Origin of the sequence: Rickettsia slovaca 13-B (assembly GCF_000237845.1) — a bacterium.
GTDB classification, from domain to species: Bacteria; Pseudomonadota; Alphaproteobacteria; order Rickettsiales; family Rickettsiaceae; genus Rickettsia; species Rickettsia rickettsii.
Map to the genome: position 1 here is coordinate 1,207,843 of NC_016639.1, position 21,215 is coordinate 1,229,057.

Genomic DNA, 21,215 nt, shown 5'->3' on the forward strand with positions numbered 1-21,215 from the left:
TCTATGGCAGGTAGTTTAAATAAAGTAATATTAATAGGTAATGTAGGGCGTGATCCGGAAATGAGAACTACGGGCGAAGGAAAAAAAATCATTAATCTTTCCTTAGCAACAACCGAAACTTGGAAAGATCGCATTACCAGCGAACGAAAAGAACGAACTGAATGGCATAGAGTAGTGATATTTAGTGAAGGGTTAGTATCTGTTGTAGAACGCTATGTCACAAAAGGTAGCAAATTATATATTGAAGGTTCATTGCAAACCCGTAAGTGGAATGATAATTCAGGTCAAGAAAAATATACCACGGAAGTTGTGTTACAAAACTTTAATTCACAATTAATATTATTAGATAGTAAAAACTCTAATAATCATAATCAAGATTCAGGGCATAGCGAATATAAACATCCTGAAACTAAAAATCATTCCTTTGACCATAGCGACTTAGACGACGAAATACCGTTTTAATCAAAATTGTTATGAAAAATTTTATTTGGGCAATAATATTTTTAATACCAATATTTCTTTCAGGGTGTTCTACTACTCATGATGTAGCTAGAAGGGTAAAGCATTCGCAAGATATAGCAACTCAAAATAACTTTCAGATGGGTCTAGTAAACGGTGGTGATTTTACTCTTACGACTTATCAGCGTATTACCGACCGTAACCTACCTTTTGTATTCTATATTGAGGGAGATGGACATCTTGCGGATGGATCTGCTAATTCCGACAACCCTACTCCCGTTAATCCGATGCTCTTAAAGCTTGCTACAATGGATAAAAGACCGAATATTGTTTATATAGCAAGACCTTGCCAATATACTCCTTTAGAAATGAACTCAAAATGCATTAGCGATTATTGGTTAGATAAAAGAATGGGGCAGGAAGTCGTAGATTCAATTAACAATGTCATAAATATTATCAATAACGGACAAAAATTTAGCTTAGTCGGCTTCTCCGGTGGCGGCGGGCTTACAATATTAATTGCCGCTCAAAATAGTAATGTTAAAGATATTATAACGATTGCCGGTAATTTAGATACTAAAAAGTTTGATAAATATCATAATTATCGTGGTTACTTAGTTAAATCCTTAAACCCGATAAATTATGCAAAACAGGTTAATAATATCCCTCAATTACATCTCTCCGGCATGGATGACAAAAGAGTCCCGCCTTTCATAGCAGCACTTTACGTAAAAACAAGTAACTCACCGTGTGTAAAAAAGCAAACTTTTCCTAATATTTCTCATGCAAAAGGTTGGGATAAAGTTTGGTCTAATATATTAGATATTCCTCTGATTTGTAATTAGGCATTAGGAAATATTATTAATTTATATTCAAGCACTTATCATGGCTTTTGCCCTTAATGTTATGCCGGCTGTACCAAATTGTTTTAGACATTTTCCAATCTTTAAACGCTTTACTTCCGTAACATTTACATATGCTGTATCAGCTGCTTGTATGTATGTTATTAGCTCTTTTGGCTTTCCTCATTTAATAAAAACCTTTAGAAACTGGAAAGTATTAATTATTATGATTCCAACAAGTATTGGATTTGGTATACTTCATTTTGAAAAATTGGAGAAAGAAAGTGGAAATTATCCGACAAAATCTTTTGCTCCTTCTCCGGTGATGTCTGCTTAATTGATAAATAATTATAATCTATAATATTGCCGACGTTTCACTAAGCCTTGCAGCTTAAGACCGCCTTTAGCACACATCCATCGCAGTAACTCGTTAGCAGCGTTTGCATATTCACCTCGGTTTAGCTTTTGCTGCAATGTTGATGCTTGAAATGCCCCAGCCCCACAGTTGAAAATAAACGAGATTAAGGCGGCTGTTGGTTTTCGGTTAATGGCACACCCTAGTGGACGATTATCGATACATTTACCAGCTTCGAGTAATTATTATTTATCTTTTTACAGATCCTCGCTTGCTTTTTTGCGATATATTCTTGGGAGTAGTAATAAGAAATGAGGAAGGGGAGATTTATGTTTGTTAATAGTAGCCCTTATGCGTTCTAGTGTTTGTTTAGTATTTTTATTAGCATGTGTTATAGCATCCATATAAAATACCTACTTCTTTCTGTTCTTTTTTGAAAGCTTCTTTATTTCCTATGTTAGCCAAAGCTTTAAAACTATGTTTTATAACTTATCCAATATTTTTAAAAACATGCGAATTATCTTTTTTAGCTGTTTCTTTGCACCATATATCTAGATTCTCTAATTCTTTTTTGAGTTCTTGAGAAATTGCTTTTTTGTTTTCAGGATTTTCCTTCCATTTTTCATAAGTATTAATAATCTTTTCTAATTTTTCTTTAAACTCTTTTTCGTTATTACTCGGTTTTAAATTAAGCATTACACCAGAATGGTCTGATGATAGTTCTGTGAGGGTATTAATAATCATTTCTTCTTTTAATCCATTATTAGCTCCATTAAGCAAATTTTCATATTTATGTCTACATATGGAGCGATACTTGTGATATCATGATTATTAAATATTAGTTAACACAAAAGAAATTAAAGCTTTAATTAATAAACTTGAGAAATATTTTTAATATTTCGTTTTATAAGGTGATAAATTTACTATTTAGAAGAAAGAGAAAAGCTGCTTAGTTTAGAGACTTGGTGAAAGACAATTAATATTCAGTTAAACGGTCAAAAGCTTGATTTTATGCTGCATCTGCGGTTTGATACGTTTGTAGAAATACCGAGAAATGCAGAATGGCGCACCCTAAAGGATTCGAACCTCTGACCCACAGATTAGAAATCTGTTGCTCTATCCAGCTGAGCTAAGGGTGCTAAACATTTATGGTAAACATTATATCAGTTTAAGCAAAGTTTTTCAAGGATTCTTTTTTTATTAAAAATAATAAGCAAATATGATAAAAAATATTCATGGATAAATTCTACAATTACAATTCTTCTTCACATCAGGCTTTACTTAGTTTTAAAGTAAAGCCTAATTCTAAACAAAATCTAATTAGCAATTTTGTAATTATTAATAATATCCCATATCTAAAATTATCTATAAAAGCAATACCGGAACAAGGTAAAGCGAATGAAGAAATCATAAATTATTTAGCAAAAGAATGGAAATTATCACGTAGTAATATCGAAATTATTAAAGGTCATACTCATAGCTTAAAAACGATATTGATAAAAAATATTAATGAAGACTATTTAAATTTGATTATTAATTCCTATATTAAATAAGGTGCAGTTGTTGCTAGACTTCCAATGTCATTCCCGCATAGGCGGGAATCCAGTTTATATTTATTATTTTCTAGATTCCTGCTTCCGCAGGAATGACATAAGCAGTCATATGACGAAAAAATAATTTATTAACTGGAATAATTATGATACAAGAAAAAAAGAAATTTGATGCCGAGGTTGGCAAGATTTTAAATTTAATGATTCACTCTCTTTATAGTAATAAAGAGATTTTTATGAGGGAGTTAATTTCCAATGCTTCGGATGCTTGTGATAAATTACGTTATTTATCTCAAAGTAATAGTGAATTAGTAGCTGGCGATAGCAATTTTAAAATTACGGTTAAAGTCGATAAAGATAACAGACAAATCATTATCCGTGATAATGGCATCGGCATGAATAAAGACGATTTAATTGAAAATCTCGGTACTATTGCAAGATCGGGTACGGCAAATTTTCTTAAAAGCCTATCCGGTGATTCTAAAAAAGACAATATGCTAATCGGTCAATTTGGTGTTGGATTTTATTCAAGCTTTATGGTAGCCGATAAAGTGACTGTAACCTCAAGAAAAGCTGGGGAAGATAAAGTCCATATTTGGGAATCAGACGGGCTTGGTGAATATACTGTCTCAGATTCAGATAAAGAGTTCACAAGAGGCACGGAAATCGTTTTACATATCAAAAAGGAAGAAGATACATTCCTTGATCATTTTAGATTAAAACACATCGTTAAAAGCTATTCCGATCACATAGCAGTACCAATATATTTCTTTGATGAAGCTGGTAATAATGAAATCCAGCTTAATTCAGCTTCTGCATTATGGACAAGACCGAAATCGGAAATTACGGAAGAACAATATAAAGAATTCTACAAAAGTCTATCTTATGCCATTGATGACCCTTGGATAACTATGCATAATAAAAACGAGGGAGCTATAGAATTTACTAACCTACTTTTCATTCCATCAAGCAAAACATTTGATTTATTCCACCCTGATCGCAAAAGGCGAGTAAAATTATATATAAAAAGAGTATTTATATCTGATGAGAATATAGATTTAATCCCGTCATATTTAAGATTTTTACGAGGCGTGGTTGATTCAGAAGATTTACCACTAAATATTAGCCGTGAATCACTGCAGCATAATAGCGTGCTTGAGAAAATCAAAAATGCTATTACAAAAAGAGTGCTTGGCGAGCTTAGAAAAAAGAAAGAGGAATCACCTGAAGAATATAATAAGTTTTGGGCTAATTTCGGCGGTGCTTTAAAAGAGGGTTTATGTGAGGCTACTACCAACCATGAAAAATTATTAGAGGTATGCATATTCAGAAGTGCCTTGCATAATAAAATGATCAGCCTTGACGAATATATAGCGAATTTTAAAGAAGGGCAGAGTACTATATATTATTTAAGCGGTGATAACCCCGATAAATTACTTTCAAGCCCACAAATCGAAGGGTTGTTAAGTAAAAAAATCGATGTATTACTTTTTACCGATACAGTGGATGATTTTTGGGTAAATGTTAATAGCAAATATAAAGAACATGCTATTAAATCAGCGACAAGAAGCGATATCGATGTAGAGCAAACTACTTCACAATCTGAGGAGAAAAATACAGATAGTAAAAAATCCGATGATGAATATAAATTGCTAACAGATTATTTTAAAGAGACACTAGGGGAGTTGGTAAAAGAAGTTAAGATCTCTAAAAAACTTACTTCAAGTCCTGCTTGTCTTGCCGTTAGCGACACTGCCATGGATATTCGTATGGAGAGATTTTTGATTGAACAGAAACAAATAGCTAATGCCTCAGCTAAAAATCTAGAGTTAAACCCTAAAAATAAAATCATAGAGAAAATCTTTAACGACTTAAAAGCAAATAATAAAAATAATGAAGAATTGGTTAATCTAATATTTGATCAAGCCTGTATTTTAGAGGGTGAACCGGTTGCTGATACAGGTGCATTTTCAAAGAGATTAAACGATATTGTACAAAAAGCCATATTATAACTTTAAACTTTTTTAATTTTAATGTAGAATAGTTGCAAACGTGAGTTTGGAAGTATTGTTCTGTTCGATGTCATTCCCGCGTAGGCGGGAATCTAGAAAGAACATTCAAAATATCTGATTATAGAATTTTATAATTAATAAAATGGATTCCCGCCTACGCGGGAATGACATCGAGAAAATGTCTTATTACGATATTATATTTAGCAAACATATAGATAAGATCAAAAGCGAAGGAAGATATCGAGAATTTAAGGCCTTAAAAAGACAAGCCGATAATTTTCCTTTTGCAGAACACGCTAATAAACAAATAGTTATGTGGTGCATTAATGACTATTTGGGTATGAGTAAACATGCAAAAGTAATGCACGCTTCTATAAATGCCTTGCTAAAATACGGTGTTGGATCAGGTGGAACTCGCAATATCGGCGGTAATAATATTGCCATTCTTGAGCTTGAAAAAGAACTTGCAAATTTACACAAAAAGCAAGCAGCTTTAGTTTTTACATCCGGTTTTGTTGCAAATGATACAACGCTTGCAAGTCTTGCTAAAATCATGCCGGATATAGTATTTTTCTCCGATGAGCTAAATCATGCATCAATAATTGCAGGGATTACAAGTTCAAGAGCCGAGAAATATATATATAGACATTTAGACGTTAAGCATCTAGAAGAGCTTTTACAATCAGTCGATATTAATAGACCGAAAATTGTTGTTTTTGAATCGGCTTACTCTATGGACGGTTTTTTCTCACCTATCAAAGATATAATCAACTTAGCAAAAAAATATAATGCTTTAACCTTTATCGATGAAGTTCATACGGTCGGTTTATACGGTAAACAGGGTGGCGGTATTGCCGAGCTTCTTAATTGTAGTGATCAAATCGATATTATTCAAGGGACACTTGCCAAAGCATATGGTACTATCGGCGGTTATATCACTAGCAACCATAATTTAGTCGATGCTATAAGACTAACCGCTCCAGGGTTTATTTTCACTACTTCATTGCCGCCGGTAATTTCTACCGCTGCAACGCATAGTATTAGATATCTTAAAGAATCGAATGAAGAACGAATAAAACATCAAGAAGTAGTTACAAAACTTAAAAATTCTTTTGAACGTTTTAATATACCTTATTTGAAAAATGAAAGTCATATAGTGCCGATAATTATTGGTGATCCGATTAAAACGGCGAAAGCCTCAAATATGCTCCTTAATGAATACGGTATTTACGTTCAACATATCAATTTTCCAACCGTACCGAGAGGTACGGAACGCCTCCGCATCATCCCAACCCCTGCCCATACCGACAAAATGATCAATGATTTATCTGTAGCTTTAGTGCAGATATTTGCCGAACTTGATATAGAATTATCTTCTGCTAAAGAACTGAACGAAGAAGTACGCTTAAATCTTATTGCTTAACGCCATTGTGAGGAAAATTACTAAGTAATTGACTAAGCAGTCTAATAAAAAATGCTCTTAATGTCATTCCTGCGTGGCATTGTTGCGTGGATTGGTTTTCCGTCATTGCGAAAAGAATTACGTAGTAATTCGACGAAGCAATTCAGTAAAAAATTCTGTAAATCAGAATTTTTTTAATTATTTTTTTTGGATTGCCACGTCGCTTCGCGCCTAGCAATGACGATTTGGCCTCCACGCAACAACACTTTCAGTTATTTAGCTCATAACGATATCTATCTTTGGTTAACAATGCTACAAATCTTATACCCAATTTATTTACTTGCTTTTGCTCCTAAATCATCTAGTTTATTGCAATATACTCTAAAAAAGTAAGATATAACCCTTTAAATTCTTTTTAAAAAATAAAGGGTTACCCCATAAATACCTTATCTTTATATAATTTAAAAAATAGTTGTATTTTTATACCACTATAATATTAATTTTTTATTTCTATATAATTAATTTGTTTACTTTGAAGAATTTATAATTTATTTTTTCTGCAAAATTTCAATACAAAGCTGTAATTATTGAGCTTTTAAAGTTAACTCAGATAAAGAACAAAAGAGCAATAACAAAAAAGAAAAAAGTACTTCTACAAAATCGACTACGGCTAGTCGCTTAGCTCATGACAATATCCATCTTTAATTTAGCAATGTCTAAAAAATAAAGTAATATGAATTTTAACTTAATATAATTACCGAATATGTCTTTTTTTGACCGCAAAACTGCAATTATTAAACTCTTAAAACTCATGCCGGCAAAGAGTTTACTGCTTCTAAAATAGCAACCTAGCTAGTTGATACTTATCCTGAAGAAGCAAAGAAAAAAGAGGAAGCAAGCAATGATAAACGATTACTTAATGCTAAAAGCAAAGTAAGAAAGAGAAAAATTATTATCATGATTTATAGAAATGAATTGAATAAGCTATTGAACGCTATACAAAAAATAGAACCGAATATTAAGATAATAAAAAAAGGGCTTTTGACTAAATATTGTTATATTAATAATACCGATAAGATATTTGATATATCCAAAATTATTAAAGCCCTTGAAAATTATAAGAAGCAGGAGCTTACTGCTATGGAAATGGCTCAATTGCTGTTAAGTGCTAACGCGAAATAGTTAGTGATTGCAAAAATAGACGACTATATGCCAGCAAAGGTGAGTTCTGCGAAACTCACAGTTAGCAATGCCTAATCCTAATGGGATTTTACAAAAACTATTGCATATTGCAGCTCTTTAGTTTATTTTGATTAGCAAACTATATACAGAATTAATGGATTATTAAAATGGGAATTACCATATTAAAAAACGAAGGATTGGATTTTCATGCAAGAATTTCTACTCCTTTAAGTGAGATAGATGACGATATTCAAAAAGAATTACTTGATTTAACCAAAAAAGTTAAAATAGCAGGTTTTAGAGCCGGTAAAGTACCGGTTTCAATTGTTAAGAAAAAATACGGTACTTCCGTCAGGAATGATATAATAGAAAGAAGAATTAACCATTCAGTAAATCACGTTATTAAAGAGCATAATCTAAATATAATCGGTAGACCCAAAATTGAAGAATTACAAAACGAATCCGATAAAGCTTTAGAATTTACCGTAAAAATAGAGCTATTACCTAAAATTACTATTCCGGATTTAAAAAAAATCTCACTAGATCGTCCAAAATTAGAAGTAAACTCTAAAGATGTTGAAGAACAACTAGAAAAACTTGCTGCATTAACAAAAAATTATACTAAAGAAAGTAAAGCAAAAATAAAAGACGGAGATCAGGTTACTATTGATACAATCGGGTACATCAAGGAGAAAGCTTTTGAGGACGGTAAATTAAATGATTTTAAGGTAATAATAGGTAGTAATGCACTTATTCCCGGTTTTGAGAAACAATTAATAGGTTCTAAAACAGGTAGTGAAGTAGATGTTAATGTTACTTTTCCTGAAAATTACCATGCTAAAGATTTAGCAGGTAAGGATGCTCGTTTTGTAGTACAAATTAAAGCAGTACATACTGCAGAACCTACCGTTATCGATGACGAATTTGCTAAAAAATTCCAAAGTAATAGCCTTGAAGAATTGCGTACACATTTTACTAAACAAATAGAAAATGAGTCGGAAGAAGCTATTAATACTATAATGAAAATGAACTTATTTGATAAGTTAGAAAAATTGTTAGATTTTGATGTACCGGAATCTTTATTAGAGCAAGAAAAAAATATTCTAAAGTCCGGAACCGATAAAAATGAACAAGATGAATCATTATTGAAAGATAAATCCTCTAAAGAAATAACAGCATATTATAATAAATTAGCCCTACGCCGTGTGCGAATAGGCTTATTACTTGCTGAATATGCCAAATCTAAAAATTTGCAATTAGAGCCTGATGATTTAAGAAAAGTTATTATGCAACAAGCACGTAATTTTCCTGGGCAGGAAAATATGATATTTGATTTTTATAAAAATAATCCTAGAGCAATTGAAGGACTTAAAGGTCCTGCCTTAGAAGATAAAGCTGTACAATATATATTTAATCACGAAATAAAGCTTAAAGAAAAGAAATATACTAAGGAAGAGCTAGAGAAATATCTAGAAGCAGAAGAGCAACGTATTACTTTAATTTAAAGCTTATTCATTGTCATTGCGAGCGAACTTTAGTGAACTTGGCAATCTCAGGAATCCTCGTAATGACAATCCTCAGTATCCACGCAGGCAATACCTAGTAGTATTACTCCTGATTTTTTATAGTCTCTAAAGCAAGTTTAACTATTTTATTTACTCCAGCATTAGTGCAGGTAGAGATAGGAAAAACTTCTTTATTAGTAACTTTCTGCAGCTTATTTATTTTTTCCTGTATTTCCTCATCTGTGAGAACATCGCATTTATTAAGACATATGGTTTCGATTTTATTTTTTAGATAATCGGAATATGATTCAAGCTCAAGACGTACCGTATTATAATCTGCAACTACATCATTACTAGAGCCATCTATTAAATGTATTAATACATTACATCTTTCTATATGCTTTAAGAATTTATCGCCAAGTCCGTGACCTTGATGAGCCCCCTCAATTAAACCAGGAATATCGGCTATGACAAACTCTTCGTCATCAACATATACCACTCCAAGATTTGGCACTAAAGTAGTAAAGGGATAATCGGCAATTTTAGGCTTGGCTGCCGTTACAACGGATAAAAAAGTAGATTTACCGGCATTTGGAAGCCCCACAAGCCCAACATCAGAGAGAAGTTTTAAACTTAAATGAATCCACATTTCTTCGGCAATTTCTCCTTCCGTACGCTTTCTTGGAGCTTGATTAACCGACGATTTGAAATGGCTGTTACCAAGACCACCACTTCCTCCTTTAATTATTTCAAATCTTTGATCATCCACAGTGAAATCATAAAATAATATATTGCCGTCCTCGGAAAAGATTTGAGTACCGATCGGAACATCAAGAACTAATGATTTTCCTGATTTACCGCTTCTATTTGAATCTTTACCGTTTTCGCCGTTTTCTGCGGTAAAATGCTGTTTATATCGATAATTTACTAGCGTATTAAGATGGTGATTACTCCTGAAAATAACACTACCGCCACGTCCACCATCACCACCGTCCGGTCCGCCTCTGTCAATAAATTTCTCACGATGGAAACTAACACAACCATTGCCGCCGTTCCCACCTTTTATATATATTTTAACTTCATCAATAAAATGCATATGATTTATATTTTCAACGTCATTACGAGGCGCGAAGCGACGTGGCAATCTCATCAAATCTCTTGAGATTGCTACGCTCCTTGCAGTCGCTCGCAATGACGAAAATGTTTACCTCTCCCGAATACCCTTATACTCTCTATGTACATAACCGGTGTAAAGCTGTCTAGGTCTGCTGATTTTTTGTTCAGGGTCTTCGTGCATTTCTTTCCATTGTGCCATCCAGCCTACGGTTCTTGCTATTGCAAAAAGTACCGTGAACATTTGCGACGGTATACCCATAGCTTTATAGATAATACCCGAATAAAAATCAACATTTGGATATAATTTTCTCTCAATAAAATATTCATCTTTAAGAGCAATAGCTTCAAGTTCTATTGCTATTTGTAAGAGCGGATTGTTGTCTAGCTGCCCGAGTTCCTTTAATACTTCTTTGCACGTTTCTTTAAGTACTGCGGCACGCGGGTCATAGTTTTTATATACACGATGACCAAAACCCATTAATCTAAATGGATCATTTTTATCCTTAGCTTTAGCTATATATTTAGGAATATACTCAGAACTACCGATTTCTTTAAGCATATTTATTACCGCTTCATTAGCCCCGCCGTGAGCAGGTCCCCAAAGTGAGGCAATACCCGTGCTAATACAAGCAAAAGGGTTAGCTCCGGATGAGCCGGCAATTCGGACTGTTGAAGTAGAAGCATTCTGCTCATGATCGGCATGTAGGATAAATATCTTATTAAGAGCATTTTTTATTATTGGATTTACTGTATATTTCGTACAAGGCGTTGCAAACATCATATGCAGAAAATTTTCGGTAAAATCTAACGAATTATCAGGATAAATAAACGGTTGTCCTATAGAATATTTATAAGACATTGCAGCGATGGTAGGTATCTTAGCAATCATTCTAATAGCGGTAAGTTCGTAATCTGCTTCCTTAAAATTCAATAAATCAGGATAAAATGCCGAAAGAGAACCGACAGCCGCAAGCATAATAGCCATAGGATGAGAAGAGCTACAAAAGGTTTGAAATAAATAGTGTAATCTTTCATTCACTAATGAATGATGAGCAACCTGTTTAGTGAAATTATTATACTGCTCACCACTTGGTAGTTCCCCATAAATCAGTAAATATGCCACTTCTAAAAAATCACTTTTCTCAGCTAAGTCTTTAATATCATATCCTCGATGCCGCAAGATTCCTTTATCACCGTCTATATAGGTGATAGTAGACTGACAAGAAGCAGTAGACATAAAACCCGGGTCGTAAGTAAAGCAATCGGCTTCCGCAGATACCCTACTTATATCGATTACATCCTCACCGATACTTGCTTTAAGTATAGGTAATTTAAATATTTTTCCTCTGATTTTTAATTCAGCAAATTCTGAATCATTATTATTTTCATTGGTCATATGGATATACCTTATTTTTATACATCAGTAAGTATAACCCTAATTTAATGAAATTAGAAATGAATTATGATTTATTAGGATTTAAAAATTTTCTTTGATATCTTGCTCAACTTGCAAGGTTAATGAAAATTTAAAACGCACATGCTTCTACTTTCCACTGCAAGCCTAAAGCGTTTAATAAAGATCCTATATTGTCGACACTTGGATTACCTTTGCTAGATAATATTATATATATATGTTGCCTATTTATATGAGCTTCTTTAGAGATTTTTGCTATACCTCCTCTTGCTATAATGGCTTCTTTTAAAATAGCCATTATAGCTCATTATTATGATCCACGAAATATTGCTCTAACGCTTCATTAATATACCCTACTAATATTTCCTCATGTTGTAATTTTTCTTTTAAATAATCTGTAAACTTTCCATATAACACCCTCAATTTCTTCTATTATTTCTAAGGCTTTTTTAATATCTTTGCCTTGAGTATCTTTATTACCTGCATTTAATAGCAGAATATCTGTTATAAAAATTGTATTTGTTTAGTGTTTTGCATATTAAGCTTAACTAGAGATGATTACACTGTCGCATATATACGACTAATTGTCCAGTAGAAAATTATTTTGAAAAGTACGTGAAGCTGTTAGTACTAGATTAATGTACAAGTTATGCAAGAAGTCTATTATTGACTAAATACTCCTTAATCTTGAGTAAATCATACCAAGAGGTGCGTTTTTGCATAGGTTGGCGGAGTAAATAGGCAGGGTGGAAGATTGCCGTAGTTTGAATAGGAGCGGATAGATATTTATTGGTATAAAAATAATATTCTTGTCTAATTTTAGTAATACCCGAATTTTTTCCAAGTAAGCTAGTTGCAGCCGTGCTACCGACTAGAATAATTAGCTGCGGGTTAATAAGAGCAATATGCTTCTCGACAAAAGGTCTACAAATATCGACTTCTTCGAACGTCGGCTGTCTATTAGCAGGAGGACGCCAAAATACCGTATTAGTAATATAAGCGTTATTTTTTCGTGAAATTCCGATAGCATGTAGCATATTATCAAGTAAATTGCCACTTTCGCCGTAAAAAGGTATTCCTTTCAAATCTTCAGTACTTCCCGGGGCTTCGCCTATTAACATAATTTTAGCTTCCAAATTACCGTCACCGAAAACCGTATTAGTAGCAAATTTCTTAAGTTCACAACCATTAAAATTTAGTAGAGATTCTTTTAGTTCTTCGATATTATTAGCTTTATCGGCAAGAGATCTTGCTAGGGTTATATTATCATGAACTTTATCATTCATATTGAATGCAGTTTCTTTTGTAGACATAAGTTTTACTTGTGGCTTTTCAGTTAGTTCAGTATTATTACGTACCTTTAATTGCGGTGGATGTTCATGGCAATAATATTCAACACCAATTGCACTTAACCATTTAAGCGTATTATTCATTATCTTAAAATAAAATATGTTAAAATATTCCGTACCACACGAACTAAATGGCATAAGGCTTGATAAAGCTCTATCATCGCTTCTTGAAAATGTTTCAAGGAATCAAATCCAAAAAGCTATTAAAGATTCGCAAGTACTAGTTAATGATGTAATTATTTCTGATCCTGATGTTTTGGTCAAGGAGAATGATATTATATTATTTTCTTTTAAAGAACCTGAAGAGCTAAAAATTGCAGCAGCAAATGTAGCACTTGATATAATATATGAAGACGATGATTTGATAGTAATTAACAAAGCTGCAGGTATGACGGTACACCCAGGAGCAGGGCATCATGACGATACGCTTGTTAATGCTTTATTACATCATACAAAAAACTTATCGGATATCGGCTCATCAGAAAGACCCGGGATAGTACATCGTTTAGATAAAGACACTACAGGCTTGATGGTAGTTGCTAAAAATAATAAAGCACATATGCTACTTGCAAATCAGATAAAACAAAGGCAGGTAATACGGAAATATAAAGTGTTAGTGTGGGGAGTAATAAATCCGCTAGAAGGAGTCATTAAGAATAATATAGGTCGCAGCCGAAGCGATCGCCAAAAAATGACCATATTAAAATATGGCGGCAAAGAAGCCGTTACACATTATAAGACTCTAGAATTATTTTATAAAGGTAGTATTAGTATGTTGGAGTGCAAGCTTAGTACGGGTAGAACTCACCAAATTAGAGTACAGCTAAGCCATTTAAAGCATTCGGTAGTCGGCGACCAAACTTACGGCAATAACGACCGAAAAATTGCTCATTCTCCCCCTGAACTAAAAGCAAAATTAATTGATTTTAAACGTCAAGCCCTGCATTCTTGGTATTTAAGTTTTACTCATCCGACTAGTAATGAGATTATGGAATTTTCTTGTGAGTTGCCAAGGGATATGGAAGAGATAATTAGTTTATAATTGACAAAATATTAATCCTTAATATTATATTAAAAATTAATATTTATTTATAAAATGAAAAAAGCTAATGCTAAATTAGAAGAAGCCTTATATTCTATGGAAGAGGGTATTTTAAACCTTAAAAACAAAAAGCGAGCTTAGAAAAGATTTTTACTTTTCTGCAAGATTTAAGTACCGCCACAGACAAAATTATTTCCTTAGATATATCAAATTATAGAGATTGGCCAGAAGTAAAAGATTTTATTTTAAAATTAGGTAATAATTTATCTTTTAAACCGCAATCTATAAAAATTGCTAGCTCTTCCCAATATAGTACAGAACATGAAATTAAAATTTCTGAATTCGTCAATGAAATTCTTTCTCTAAGATTAAAAACAGGCATAGATATTAATAATAGTACGTATATTGATGATGCAAATTATAGGAAAGAACTTTTATTAAAAAAATTTTTAGAAGAATTTAAAAAAAATGATTTTAATGAGCAAGAAGAACAATTAAATAAATTTATAAAAGTTGCATGCAAAGAAGCAAAAGCACCTGATAATATAGACATGCAATATATGCAAGCTCTGCGGATTTTCTCTGAATTTGATTTCAGTAAAATAGATGAAAAATATTCTAATTTACAACATCTTTTTACAAAGCTATATAAAGCACAAGAAGTAAAATCAGAAATTTATCATTATGAAGTAGAAGATGATTTACATTTTTATATGGTAAAAGTTAATGGAGTAAATGTAACTACTTGGCAAAATTTCTCAAAGAAACAGGGGGAGTTTATAAACCAGTCCGGGAAAAAGAATATAGAAAAGCTTTTATGGGCCTAGATGCTTTTGACTCTAGCATAGAATATCATGACCAAGATTTAACAGATGTATATGTAGTTTTTACCTATAATAAAGCATGGGAACAGAAAAGTAGTATTGATATACCATCGGTAGAAATGATCATAACTATGGCAACTTCCAGAACACAAATTTTATTTAAAGCTCCAATATATGACTATAATAATACTAAAAAACATTCTAGTCTTTTGCTTAAACTTCATAATTTTATTGCTAAATGTGCAGAGATTATTTATCCTAACAAAAAAGAATATATGATTACTGTTCCAACAAAAAATATAACTCATATTATTATTAAAAATATGAGAAAAAACAAATTTTAGGTGAGAAGAAAGCTCCCATAAAATTTACCGAAGCAGTATATGGTGTTTTTTCTGACTTGATTTTGTATGGGAAAAATGGTGAAGTACTAAATAAACTAACTGCTGACCAGATAAAAGGAGAGTTCGCTTGGTTTTGTACTAGTCCTTATTTATTAAAAAATCAACACGAACAAAAACCTTTAATCACTTGTGATTTAGAAACATTAGCAAATCTTAGCTTTAAAAATAGCTATATAGATATTATTCAGAAATAATTGGTGATATAATAACATAAAACGGTTTATGAAAATAATTAAAATACCTAAAACCAAAAATTATCTTAAAATAGATATTATAACTCTGGAACCCGAATATTATAAGAATAAATTTGGTAATAATATATTTCGTGAATTTACTGAACTTAAAAAACGAGCACCGCTAGGTAGTGAGATGAGATTTTAGAAATGAAAAATTTTGGCAGAAAATAAAACTTTCCATGCAATGTTCTATAAAGCAAATTCTTAGTGACGCTACAGATAAATTAAATAAAATAGGTATTAGTTCGCCGCAATTAGAAGCACGAATTTTACTACAGCATGTTATAAATAAACCTATTGAGTATTTACTTATTAATCTTGATGAACAGTTAAATGAAGCCAAGATAGAAGCTTTTGAAAAACTGTTAGCGAGAAGATTAAAGCATGAACCGATAGTATATATTACAGGTGTTAAAGAATTTTACTCACGTGAATTTATTGTTAATAAACATGTATTAATTCCAAGAAGCGATACTGAAGTTTTGGTGGATGTTGTATTTCAATGTCATTCCCGCGAAAGCGGGAATCCAGAAAAAAAGCAACCGGATCCCTGCTTTCGCGGGAATGACATAAGCGAAAACTGCAATGACAAATTCTTAAATATCCTAGAACTTGGCACAGGTAGCGGCTGCATTGCTATCAGTCTATTATGTGAGTTACCGAATGCTAATGTAATTGCAACCGATATAAGTCTTGATGCTATAGACATTATCAAAAGTAATGCGGCAAAATATGAGGTAACGGATCGCATTCAGATTATTCACAGTAATTGGTTTGAGAATATTGAAACTCAGAAATTTGATTTTATCGTTAGCAACCCGCCATATATAGCTCACAGCGAAAAATCAGAGATGGCAATTGAAACAATCAATTATGAACCGTCTATTGCTTTATTTGCTGAAAAAGACGGACTGCAAGCTTACTTTCTCATCGCCGAAAATGCCAAACAATTCTTAAAACCAAACGGTAAGATTATATTAGAAATAGGGTTTAAACAGGAAGAAGCGGTAACCCAAATTTTCTTAGATCATGGTTATAATATTGAAAGCGTTTATAAGGATCTACAAGGTCACAGTAGGGTAATATTATTTTCTCCTATTAATCTCAATCGGTCATATGCAAGACGTATCGGTAAAAGCTTATCAGGAGTGCAAAAGAATTTATTAGATAACAAACTACCAAAATATTTATTTTCTAAAGAAAAGCTTGTAAATGAAAAACGTAAAGTATTTCTTGAGATAGGCTTTGGTATGGGTGAGCATTTCATTAATCAAGCTAAAATGAATCCTAATGCACTTTTTATTGGGATAGAGGTATATTTAAACGGAGTTGCAAATGTTTTAAAGCTTGCAGGCGAACAAAATATCACGAATTTTTTATTATTCCCTAATAATTTGGATTTAATATTAAATGAGATACCAAGTAATAGCCTTGATGGAATTTATATTTTATTTCCCGATCCATGGATAAAAAATAAGCAAAAAAAGAAACGTATTTTCAATAAAGAACGACTTAAGCTTTTACAAGATAAGCTAAAAGACAATGGTAATTTAGTATTTGCTTCCGATATCGAAAATTATTTTTATGAAGCAATAGAGTTAATACAGCAGAACGGTAATTTTGAAATTATAAATAAAAATGATTATTTAAAACCGCACGATAACTATGTAATTACCAAATATCATCAAAAAGCTATTAAGGCGAATAGAACGCCGAAATTTATGATTTTGCGGCACGTTTTAGGCGATCATTAATTGCAGCCCCTATATTCACTTGAGGTATAGGGCTAACTGCTATACCTCTTACATCATGAGATGCAGCATAATCGTCAAGTATTCTTAAATAAGCATAAAGATTTGCAGCGGCTTCTATAAAGTCACCTTTTACACTTAAGTTTAATGAAAATCTTCCTGTAAGATTGCTATTGCTAAAATTTAATCCGATTTCTTTATCCTCTAAATTTATAGCATTTAGCCTAACCGGTACTTTTGGTGAATAGTGTTTTGCAAGCATTCCCGAAGCTTTTATAGTACTTGTCTCTGATGCTTTTAACACTTCTATCCCTAGTATTTCTCCTAAAATTTCAGCAGTTATAAACCCTTCTCTAAGAATAGTAGGAGTAACAGTTGTTGTATCAATTATTGTTGACTCTAGCCCATATTTAGATTGATAGATTTCAGGTGCTAAAATAAAAATTTCCTGATTATCCTTAAAATGTTTTGTGACATGCTCAGCGTTAGTCGGACTAATATAGTTTGAAGGGTTAGCACTTGGGGCAGCTATAGGTATGCCTGATTGTCTGATAAGCTCTAACGCTACAGGATAAGATGGTATCCGAAGTGCTATGGTATTTAGTCCTGCTGTTACGCTAGGGGCAATATTTGCATTCTCTTTTAAAGGGACAACTATAGATAATGGTCCAGACCAAAATTTTTCTGCTATTTTTGTAGCTAAATCGTCAAACTCCCCTATTTCCTTTGCTTGCTCTATGGAGGAGACATGCACGATAAGCGGATTGATAGCAGGGCGCTCTTTGAACTGAAAAATCTTTAAACACGCCTCATTATTTGTGGCATCCGCACCAATCCCATAGACTGTTTCAGTCGGAAAAACAACCACTTTACCTGATTTTATAAATTGAACTGCTTTGTTTATCATAAGCGGTTAAACTTAGCTACTTTATCAAATAATTCACAAATATTCTGTAATAACGACAAACGATTTTGAGCGATCTTTGGATCAGAGTCATTAACGAGTACATTATCAAAAAAGCTAGTAATGGAAGTTAATAGAGACGATAATAAATTTAATGCTTTCTTATAATCTTTATCAGCTATACTATCTATAATTTGCGGAGAAATTTTTTGGATTACTTCAAATAATTCTTTTTCAGGTTGTGTACTAAAGAGACTCGCATCAACTAAGCCGGTAATTTTCTGATCACCAATTATATTGCTAGCTCGTTTGTAAGCATTTAATAATTGCTTGCCTGCGTCTTCTATTAAAAATTCTTTTAACGCATCAAGCTTAAAGTTTGTATCTACTAAATTTAAGTCAAGAACTGCATTAATTAACGCAATATCATAGTCATTTTTAAAGTAAAATTTTGCTCTTTCTTCAAAAAAAGATATTATTAAATTCTTATTTTCGTCAGATGAATCTTTATATAAGTTTATAGAAAAATTAATTAAATCATTAAAATTTAGCTCTAATTTATTTTCAAGTATTATTCTTATTATACCAAGAGCTTGACGTCTTAAGGCATATGGATCACCTGAGCCTGTTGGTGTTTCCCCTGCTATCATCAAACCTACTAAACTATCTAGCTTATCGGCTAAAGCAAGTAAAGCCGCATTTCCACTTGGTAAATTGTCGCTCAAACCTTGCGGTTTATAATGGTCTCTAATTGCAGCGGCTATTTCTGCATTTAGCCCTTCATGTTTTGCATAATAATAACCCATAATCCCCTGTAAATCAGGAAATTCCCCGACCATCTCAGAAACAAGATCACTTTTGCAAAGTCTAGCTGCTGTAATCAAATCCTTATTATTTGGAGCTATATAATTACAAATATCGGTTATGCGTTCAATTTTTTCTCTTAAATTACCAAGCTTTGCATGAAATGTTACAGCTTCTAATTGGCCTAATCTTGATTCTAAAGTTTTAGCTATATCCTGCTTACAAAAATATAAAGCATCCGAAAGACGTGCCGATAGAACTTTCTCGTTACCTTGAATAACTAGTTCAGCATTTGTAAATCTGCCATTACTGACAAAGAGAAAATACGGTGTGAAATTTCCTGTTTTATCAAATAAACAAAAATATTTCTGATGCGTACGCATCGAAGAAATAAGTACTTCTTTAGGTAACTCTAAAAATTTTTGCGGTATTTTTCCAAGCAGCACAACAGGAAATTCGCTAAGCCCTACTACTTCTTCTACTAAACGATTATCTTCTTTTATAATTAACTCATGAGAATTTGCTAGTTCCAGTAAACCGGTTTTAATTATTGCCTCTCTCTTTGCTCTTTCTAAAATAACATGATTTTCTAAAAGCTTATTTCTATAATCTTCAAAATCTGTTACTTCTAATTTTTTATTATCAGTAAGACGATGCCCATACGTAATATTATTAGCGGTTAAATGCCCAAATTGTATCGGTAATATTTCGCCGTCAAATATGCATAAAATATTTCGCAGAGGTCTAATCCATTTTATTTTGTAATCACCCCAAAACATCGATTTTGCCCAGCTATATTTATTAATAGCCTCTATAATAATCTCCGGCAAAATCTCTTTTATTTCTCTTTCTTCTGTTTTTTTGACAAAGAAATAATATAGCTGATTACTAATTAATTTAGTAGGAAGTTCTAATTTACTAACATTATGAGCTTTACAAAAGCCGTTAATAGCGGCTTCCGGAGCTTCTATGCTTGGTCCTTTAATTTCTTCCTCTTTTGGCAAAGTTATCTTTGGCAAATGGGTAGCATGCAGCGTTATCCTGCGAGGTCCCGCGAATACTTGTACTTTTGCAAATATTTCGTTTTCTTCAAAAATTTTCGTGAATATATTTAAATAACCCTCTTCAGCATTTTTTTGCATAAAAGCCGGAATTTCTTCGCTAAATAGTTCTAATAATAACTCGCTCACTTGTTCATCTCCAACCATTTTGTACAACAAATTCTAGCTAAATGACGCACTCTTAAAACATAAGAAGCACGCTCAGTGACGCTGATTACTCCAAGTGCATTTAGTTGATTAAATGCATGACTTGCCTTAAGGCATTCATCATAAGCCGGCATAGGTAAATTAGCTTTGATTAATCTCTCACACTGGTCTTCGCTATCCTTGAAATGTCGCAGTAACATTTCACTATCGGCAAGCTCTAAATTATATTTTGAAAATTGCCATTCAGCTTCGAAATCCACTTCACCGTATTTTAAAGCTTTTTCGCCTACTTGCCCGCTCCAATCAAGCTCTCTTACTTCATCAACACCTTGAATATATAAAGCAAGCCTCTCGAGTCCATAAGTGATTTCACCGGCAACGGGACGGCATTCAATACCACCGATTTGCTGCATATAAGTAAATTGCGATACTTCCATACCGTTACACCATACTTCCCAGCCAAGCCCGGCAGCACCTAAGGTTGGCGACTCCCAATCATCTTCAACAAATCTGATATCATGAATTTTTAAATCTATGCCTAAACATTCTAAGCTTTTAAGATATAACTCTTGAATATTATCCGGAGACGGCTTTAAGATAACTTGAAACTGATAATAATGCTGCATTCTATTAGGATGCATGCCATACCTGCTATCCCCTGGTCTTCTTGATGGCTGAACATATGCAACAGACCAAGGTTTAGTACCAAGGCAGCGAAGTACAGTTGCAGGGTGAAACGTACCGGCTCCAACATGGGCATCGTAAGGTTGCAATATTGCACAGCCATAATCCTGCCAATAATTTTGTAATGTCAGAATAATTTGCTGAAATGATAGTTTTTTCATAGGGTATTATT

The 21,215-nt window shown here is 32.8% G+C and carries 22 protein-coding genes, 1 tRNA gene and 2 pseudogenes; 14 read left to right on the top strand and 11 right to left on the bottom strand.

What is annotated here, in order from left to right; translation table 11 throughout:
* Positions 1-3: 3 nt before the first annotated feature.
* From RSL_RS06625 to RSL_RS06635, 3 genes are read left to right on the top strand one after another with little or no spacing between them, the layout of a single operon-like run.
* A complete protein-coding gene (locus RSL_RS06625; protein WP_010977855.1) occupies positions 4-462 on the top strand; it encodes a single-stranded DNA-binding protein in 459 nt (152 codons plus the stop codon).
* Between the two features lie 11 nt (positions 463-473).
* Positions 474-1,304, top strand: a complete 831-nt coding sequence (locus RSL_RS06630; protein ID WP_014273850.1) for an alpha/beta hydrolase family protein — start codon at positions 474-476, stop codon at positions 1,302-1,304.
* A 40-nt stretch (positions 1,305-1,344) separates the two neighbouring features.
* On the top strand, positions 1,345-1,638 hold the full coding sequence (locus tag RSL_RS06635) for a hypothetical protein (protein WP_014273851.1): 294 nt from the start codon (positions 1,345-1,347) through the stop codon (positions 1,636-1,638).
* Between the two features lie 11 nt (positions 1,639-1,649).
* Here the strand turns inward: RSL_RS06635 and RSL_RS08370 are convergent.
* The 3 genes and pseudogenes from RSL_RS08370 to RSL_RS06650 form a co-directional block, all read right to left on the bottom strand.
* Positions 1,650-1,855: pseudogene (locus tag RSL_RS08370) on the bottom strand (lysozyme).
* A gap of 290 nt (positions 1,856-2,145) precedes the next feature.
* On the bottom strand, positions 2,146-2,436 hold the full coding sequence (locus RSL_RS06645; RefSeq protein ID WP_014419966.1) for a hypothetical protein: 291 nt from the start codon (positions 2,434-2,436) through the stop codon (positions 2,146-2,148).
* 282 nt (positions 2,437-2,718) lie between these two features.
* A tRNA-Arg gene (locus RSL_RS06650) sits at positions 2,719-2,795 on the bottom strand.
* Positions 2,796-2,891: 96 nt separating this feature from the next.
* On the opposite strand from RSL_RS06650, the gene RSL_RS06655 reads away from it, so the two are divergent.
* The 5 genes from RSL_RS06655 to tig all read left to right on the top strand — a co-directional run bounded on the left by RSL_RS06655 (position 2,892) and on the right by tig (position 9,307).
* The gene (locus RSL_RS06655) at positions 2,892-3,209 is read left to right on the top strand and encodes an A1G_07140 family DUF167 domain protein (RefSeq protein WP_004997180.1); all 318 of its coding nucleotides are present in this window, start codon (positions 2,892-2,894) and stop codon (positions 3,207-3,209) included.
* 143 nt (positions 3,210-3,352) lie between these two features.
* Positions 3,353-5,218: a molecular chaperone HtpG gene (htpG, locus tag RSL_RS06660; protein ID WP_014273853.1), complete on the top strand. Its 1,866-nt coding sequence runs from the start codon at positions 3,353-3,355 to the stop codon at positions 5,216-5,218.
* A gap of 178 nt (positions 5,219-5,396) precedes the next feature.
* Positions 5,397-6,641 carry a 5-aminolevulinate synthase gene (hemA, locus tag RSL_RS06665; RefSeq protein WP_014419967.1) on the top strand — a complete coding sequence of 415 codons (1,245 nt, stop codon included), beginning with the start codon at positions 5,397-5,399 and terminating at the stop codon, positions 6,639-6,641.
* Positions 6,642-7,577: 936 nt separating this feature from the next.
* On the top strand, positions 7,578-7,802 hold the full coding sequence (locus RSL_RS09640; RefSeq protein ID WP_014419968.1) for a hypothetical protein: 225 nt from the start codon (positions 7,578-7,580) through the stop codon (positions 7,800-7,802).
* A 167-nt stretch (positions 7,803-7,969) separates the two neighbouring features.
* Entirely contained in the window at positions 7,970-9,307 is a 1,338-nt protein-coding gene (gene tig / locus RSL_RS06675; protein ID WP_014273856.1) for a trigger factor, read from the top strand.
* A 103-nt stretch (positions 9,308-9,410) separates the two neighbouring features.
* Here the strand turns inward: tig and obgE are convergent, their stop codons facing one another.
* The 4 genes from obgE to RSL_RS06700 form a co-directional block, all read right to left on the bottom strand.
* Positions 9,411-10,403, bottom strand: coding sequence for a GTPase ObgE (gene obgE / locus RSL_RS06680; protein WP_014419969.1), 993 nt, complete (start codon positions 10,401-10,403; stop codon positions 9,411-9,413).
* Between the two features lie 108 nt (positions 10,404-10,511).
* Complete coding sequence (locus tag RSL_RS06685; RefSeq protein WP_004997172.1) at positions 10,512-11,819, bottom strand: citrate synthase; 1,308 nt, start codon at positions 11,817-11,819, stop codon at positions 10,512-10,514.
* A 130-nt stretch (positions 11,820-11,949) separates the two neighbouring features.
* Positions 11,950-12,135 carry a helix-turn-helix domain-containing transcriptional regulator gene (locus tag RSL_RS08380; RefSeq protein ID WP_081463641.1) on the bottom strand — a complete coding sequence of 62 codons (186 nt, stop codon included), beginning with the start codon at positions 12,133-12,135 and terminating at the stop codon, positions 11,950-11,952.
* Between the two features lie 349 nt (positions 12,136-12,484).
* A complete protein-coding gene (locus tag RSL_RS06700) occupies positions 12,485-13,270 on the bottom strand; it encodes a uracil-DNA glycosylase (protein ID WP_004997170.1) in 786 nt (261 codons plus the stop codon).
* A 16-nt stretch (positions 13,271-13,286) separates the two neighbouring features.
* On the opposite strand from RSL_RS06700, the gene RSL_RS06705 reads away from it, so the two are divergent.
* Positions 13,287-14,228, top strand: a complete 942-nt coding sequence (locus tag RSL_RS06705) for an RluA family pseudouridine synthase (RefSeq protein ID WP_014273858.1) — start codon at positions 13,287-13,289, stop codon at positions 14,226-14,228.
* Positions 14,229-14,439: 211 nt separating this feature from the next.
* On the opposite strand, the gene RSL_RS09170 is transcribed toward RSL_RS06705, so the two are convergent.
* Entirely contained in the window at positions 14,440-14,577 is a 138-nt protein-coding gene (locus RSL_RS09170; RefSeq protein ID WP_156468955.1) for a hypothetical protein, read from the bottom strand.
* 202 nt (positions 14,578-14,779) lie between these two features.
* Between RSL_RS09170 and RSL_RS06710 the strand changes: the two genes are divergently transcribed.
* From RSL_RS06710 to trmB, 5 genes and pseudogenes are all read left to right on the top strand, one after another.
* Positions 14,780-15,055 carry a hypothetical protein gene (locus tag RSL_RS06710; protein WP_010977869.1) on the top strand — a complete coding sequence of 92 codons (276 nt, stop codon included), beginning with the start codon at positions 14,780-14,782 and terminating at the stop codon, positions 15,053-15,055.
* Entirely contained in the window at positions 15,046-15,396 is a 351-nt protein-coding gene (locus RSL_RS10300) for a hypothetical protein (protein WP_231287707.1), read from the top strand. The genes RSL_RS06710 and RSL_RS10300 overlap by 10 nt, the downstream gene beginning before the upstream one ends.
* 62 nt (positions 15,397-15,458) lie before the next feature.
* Entirely contained in the window at positions 15,459-15,650 is a 192-nt protein-coding gene (locus RSL_RS10305; RefSeq protein WP_231287709.1) for a hypothetical protein, read from the top strand.
* 28 nt (positions 15,651-15,678) lie between these two features.
* Positions 15,679-15,863 (top strand): annotated as a pseudogene (locus RSL_RS10310) (hypothetical protein).
* 8 nt (positions 15,864-15,871) lie between these two features.
* Entirely contained in the window at positions 15,872-17,446 is a 1,575-nt protein-coding gene (trmB, locus tag RSL_RS06725) for a bifunctional peptide chain release factor N(5)-glutamine methyltransferase PrmC/tRNA (guanosine(46)-N7)-methyltransferase TrmB (protein WP_014273859.1), read from the top strand.
* On the opposite strand, the gene RSL_RS06730 is transcribed toward trmB, so the two are convergent.
* Genes RSL_RS06730 through RSL_RS06740 form a run of 3 tightly spaced genes read right to left on the bottom strand, consistent with a single transcriptional unit; the run spans position 17,412 to position 21,204 of the window.
* A complete protein-coding gene (locus RSL_RS06730; protein ID WP_010977872.1) occupies positions 17,412-18,350 on the bottom strand; it encodes an L-threonylcarbamoyladenylate synthase in 939 nt (312 codons plus the stop codon). The genes trmB and RSL_RS06730 overlap by 35 nt on opposite strands.
* On the bottom strand, positions 18,347-20,341 hold the full coding sequence (gene glyS / locus RSL_RS06735) for a glycine--tRNA ligase subunit beta (RefSeq protein ID WP_014273860.1): 1,995 nt from the start codon (positions 20,339-20,341) through the stop codon (positions 18,347-18,349). Before glyS ends, RSL_RS06730 begins: the two co-directional genes overlap by 4 nt.
* Positions 20,338-21,204, bottom strand: a complete 867-nt coding sequence (locus tag RSL_RS06740; protein ID WP_014273861.1) for a glycine--tRNA ligase subunit alpha — start codon at positions 21,202-21,204, stop codon at positions 20,338-20,340. Before RSL_RS06740 ends, glyS begins: the two co-directional genes overlap by 4 nt.
* Positions 21,205-21,215 lie beyond the last annotated feature (11 nt).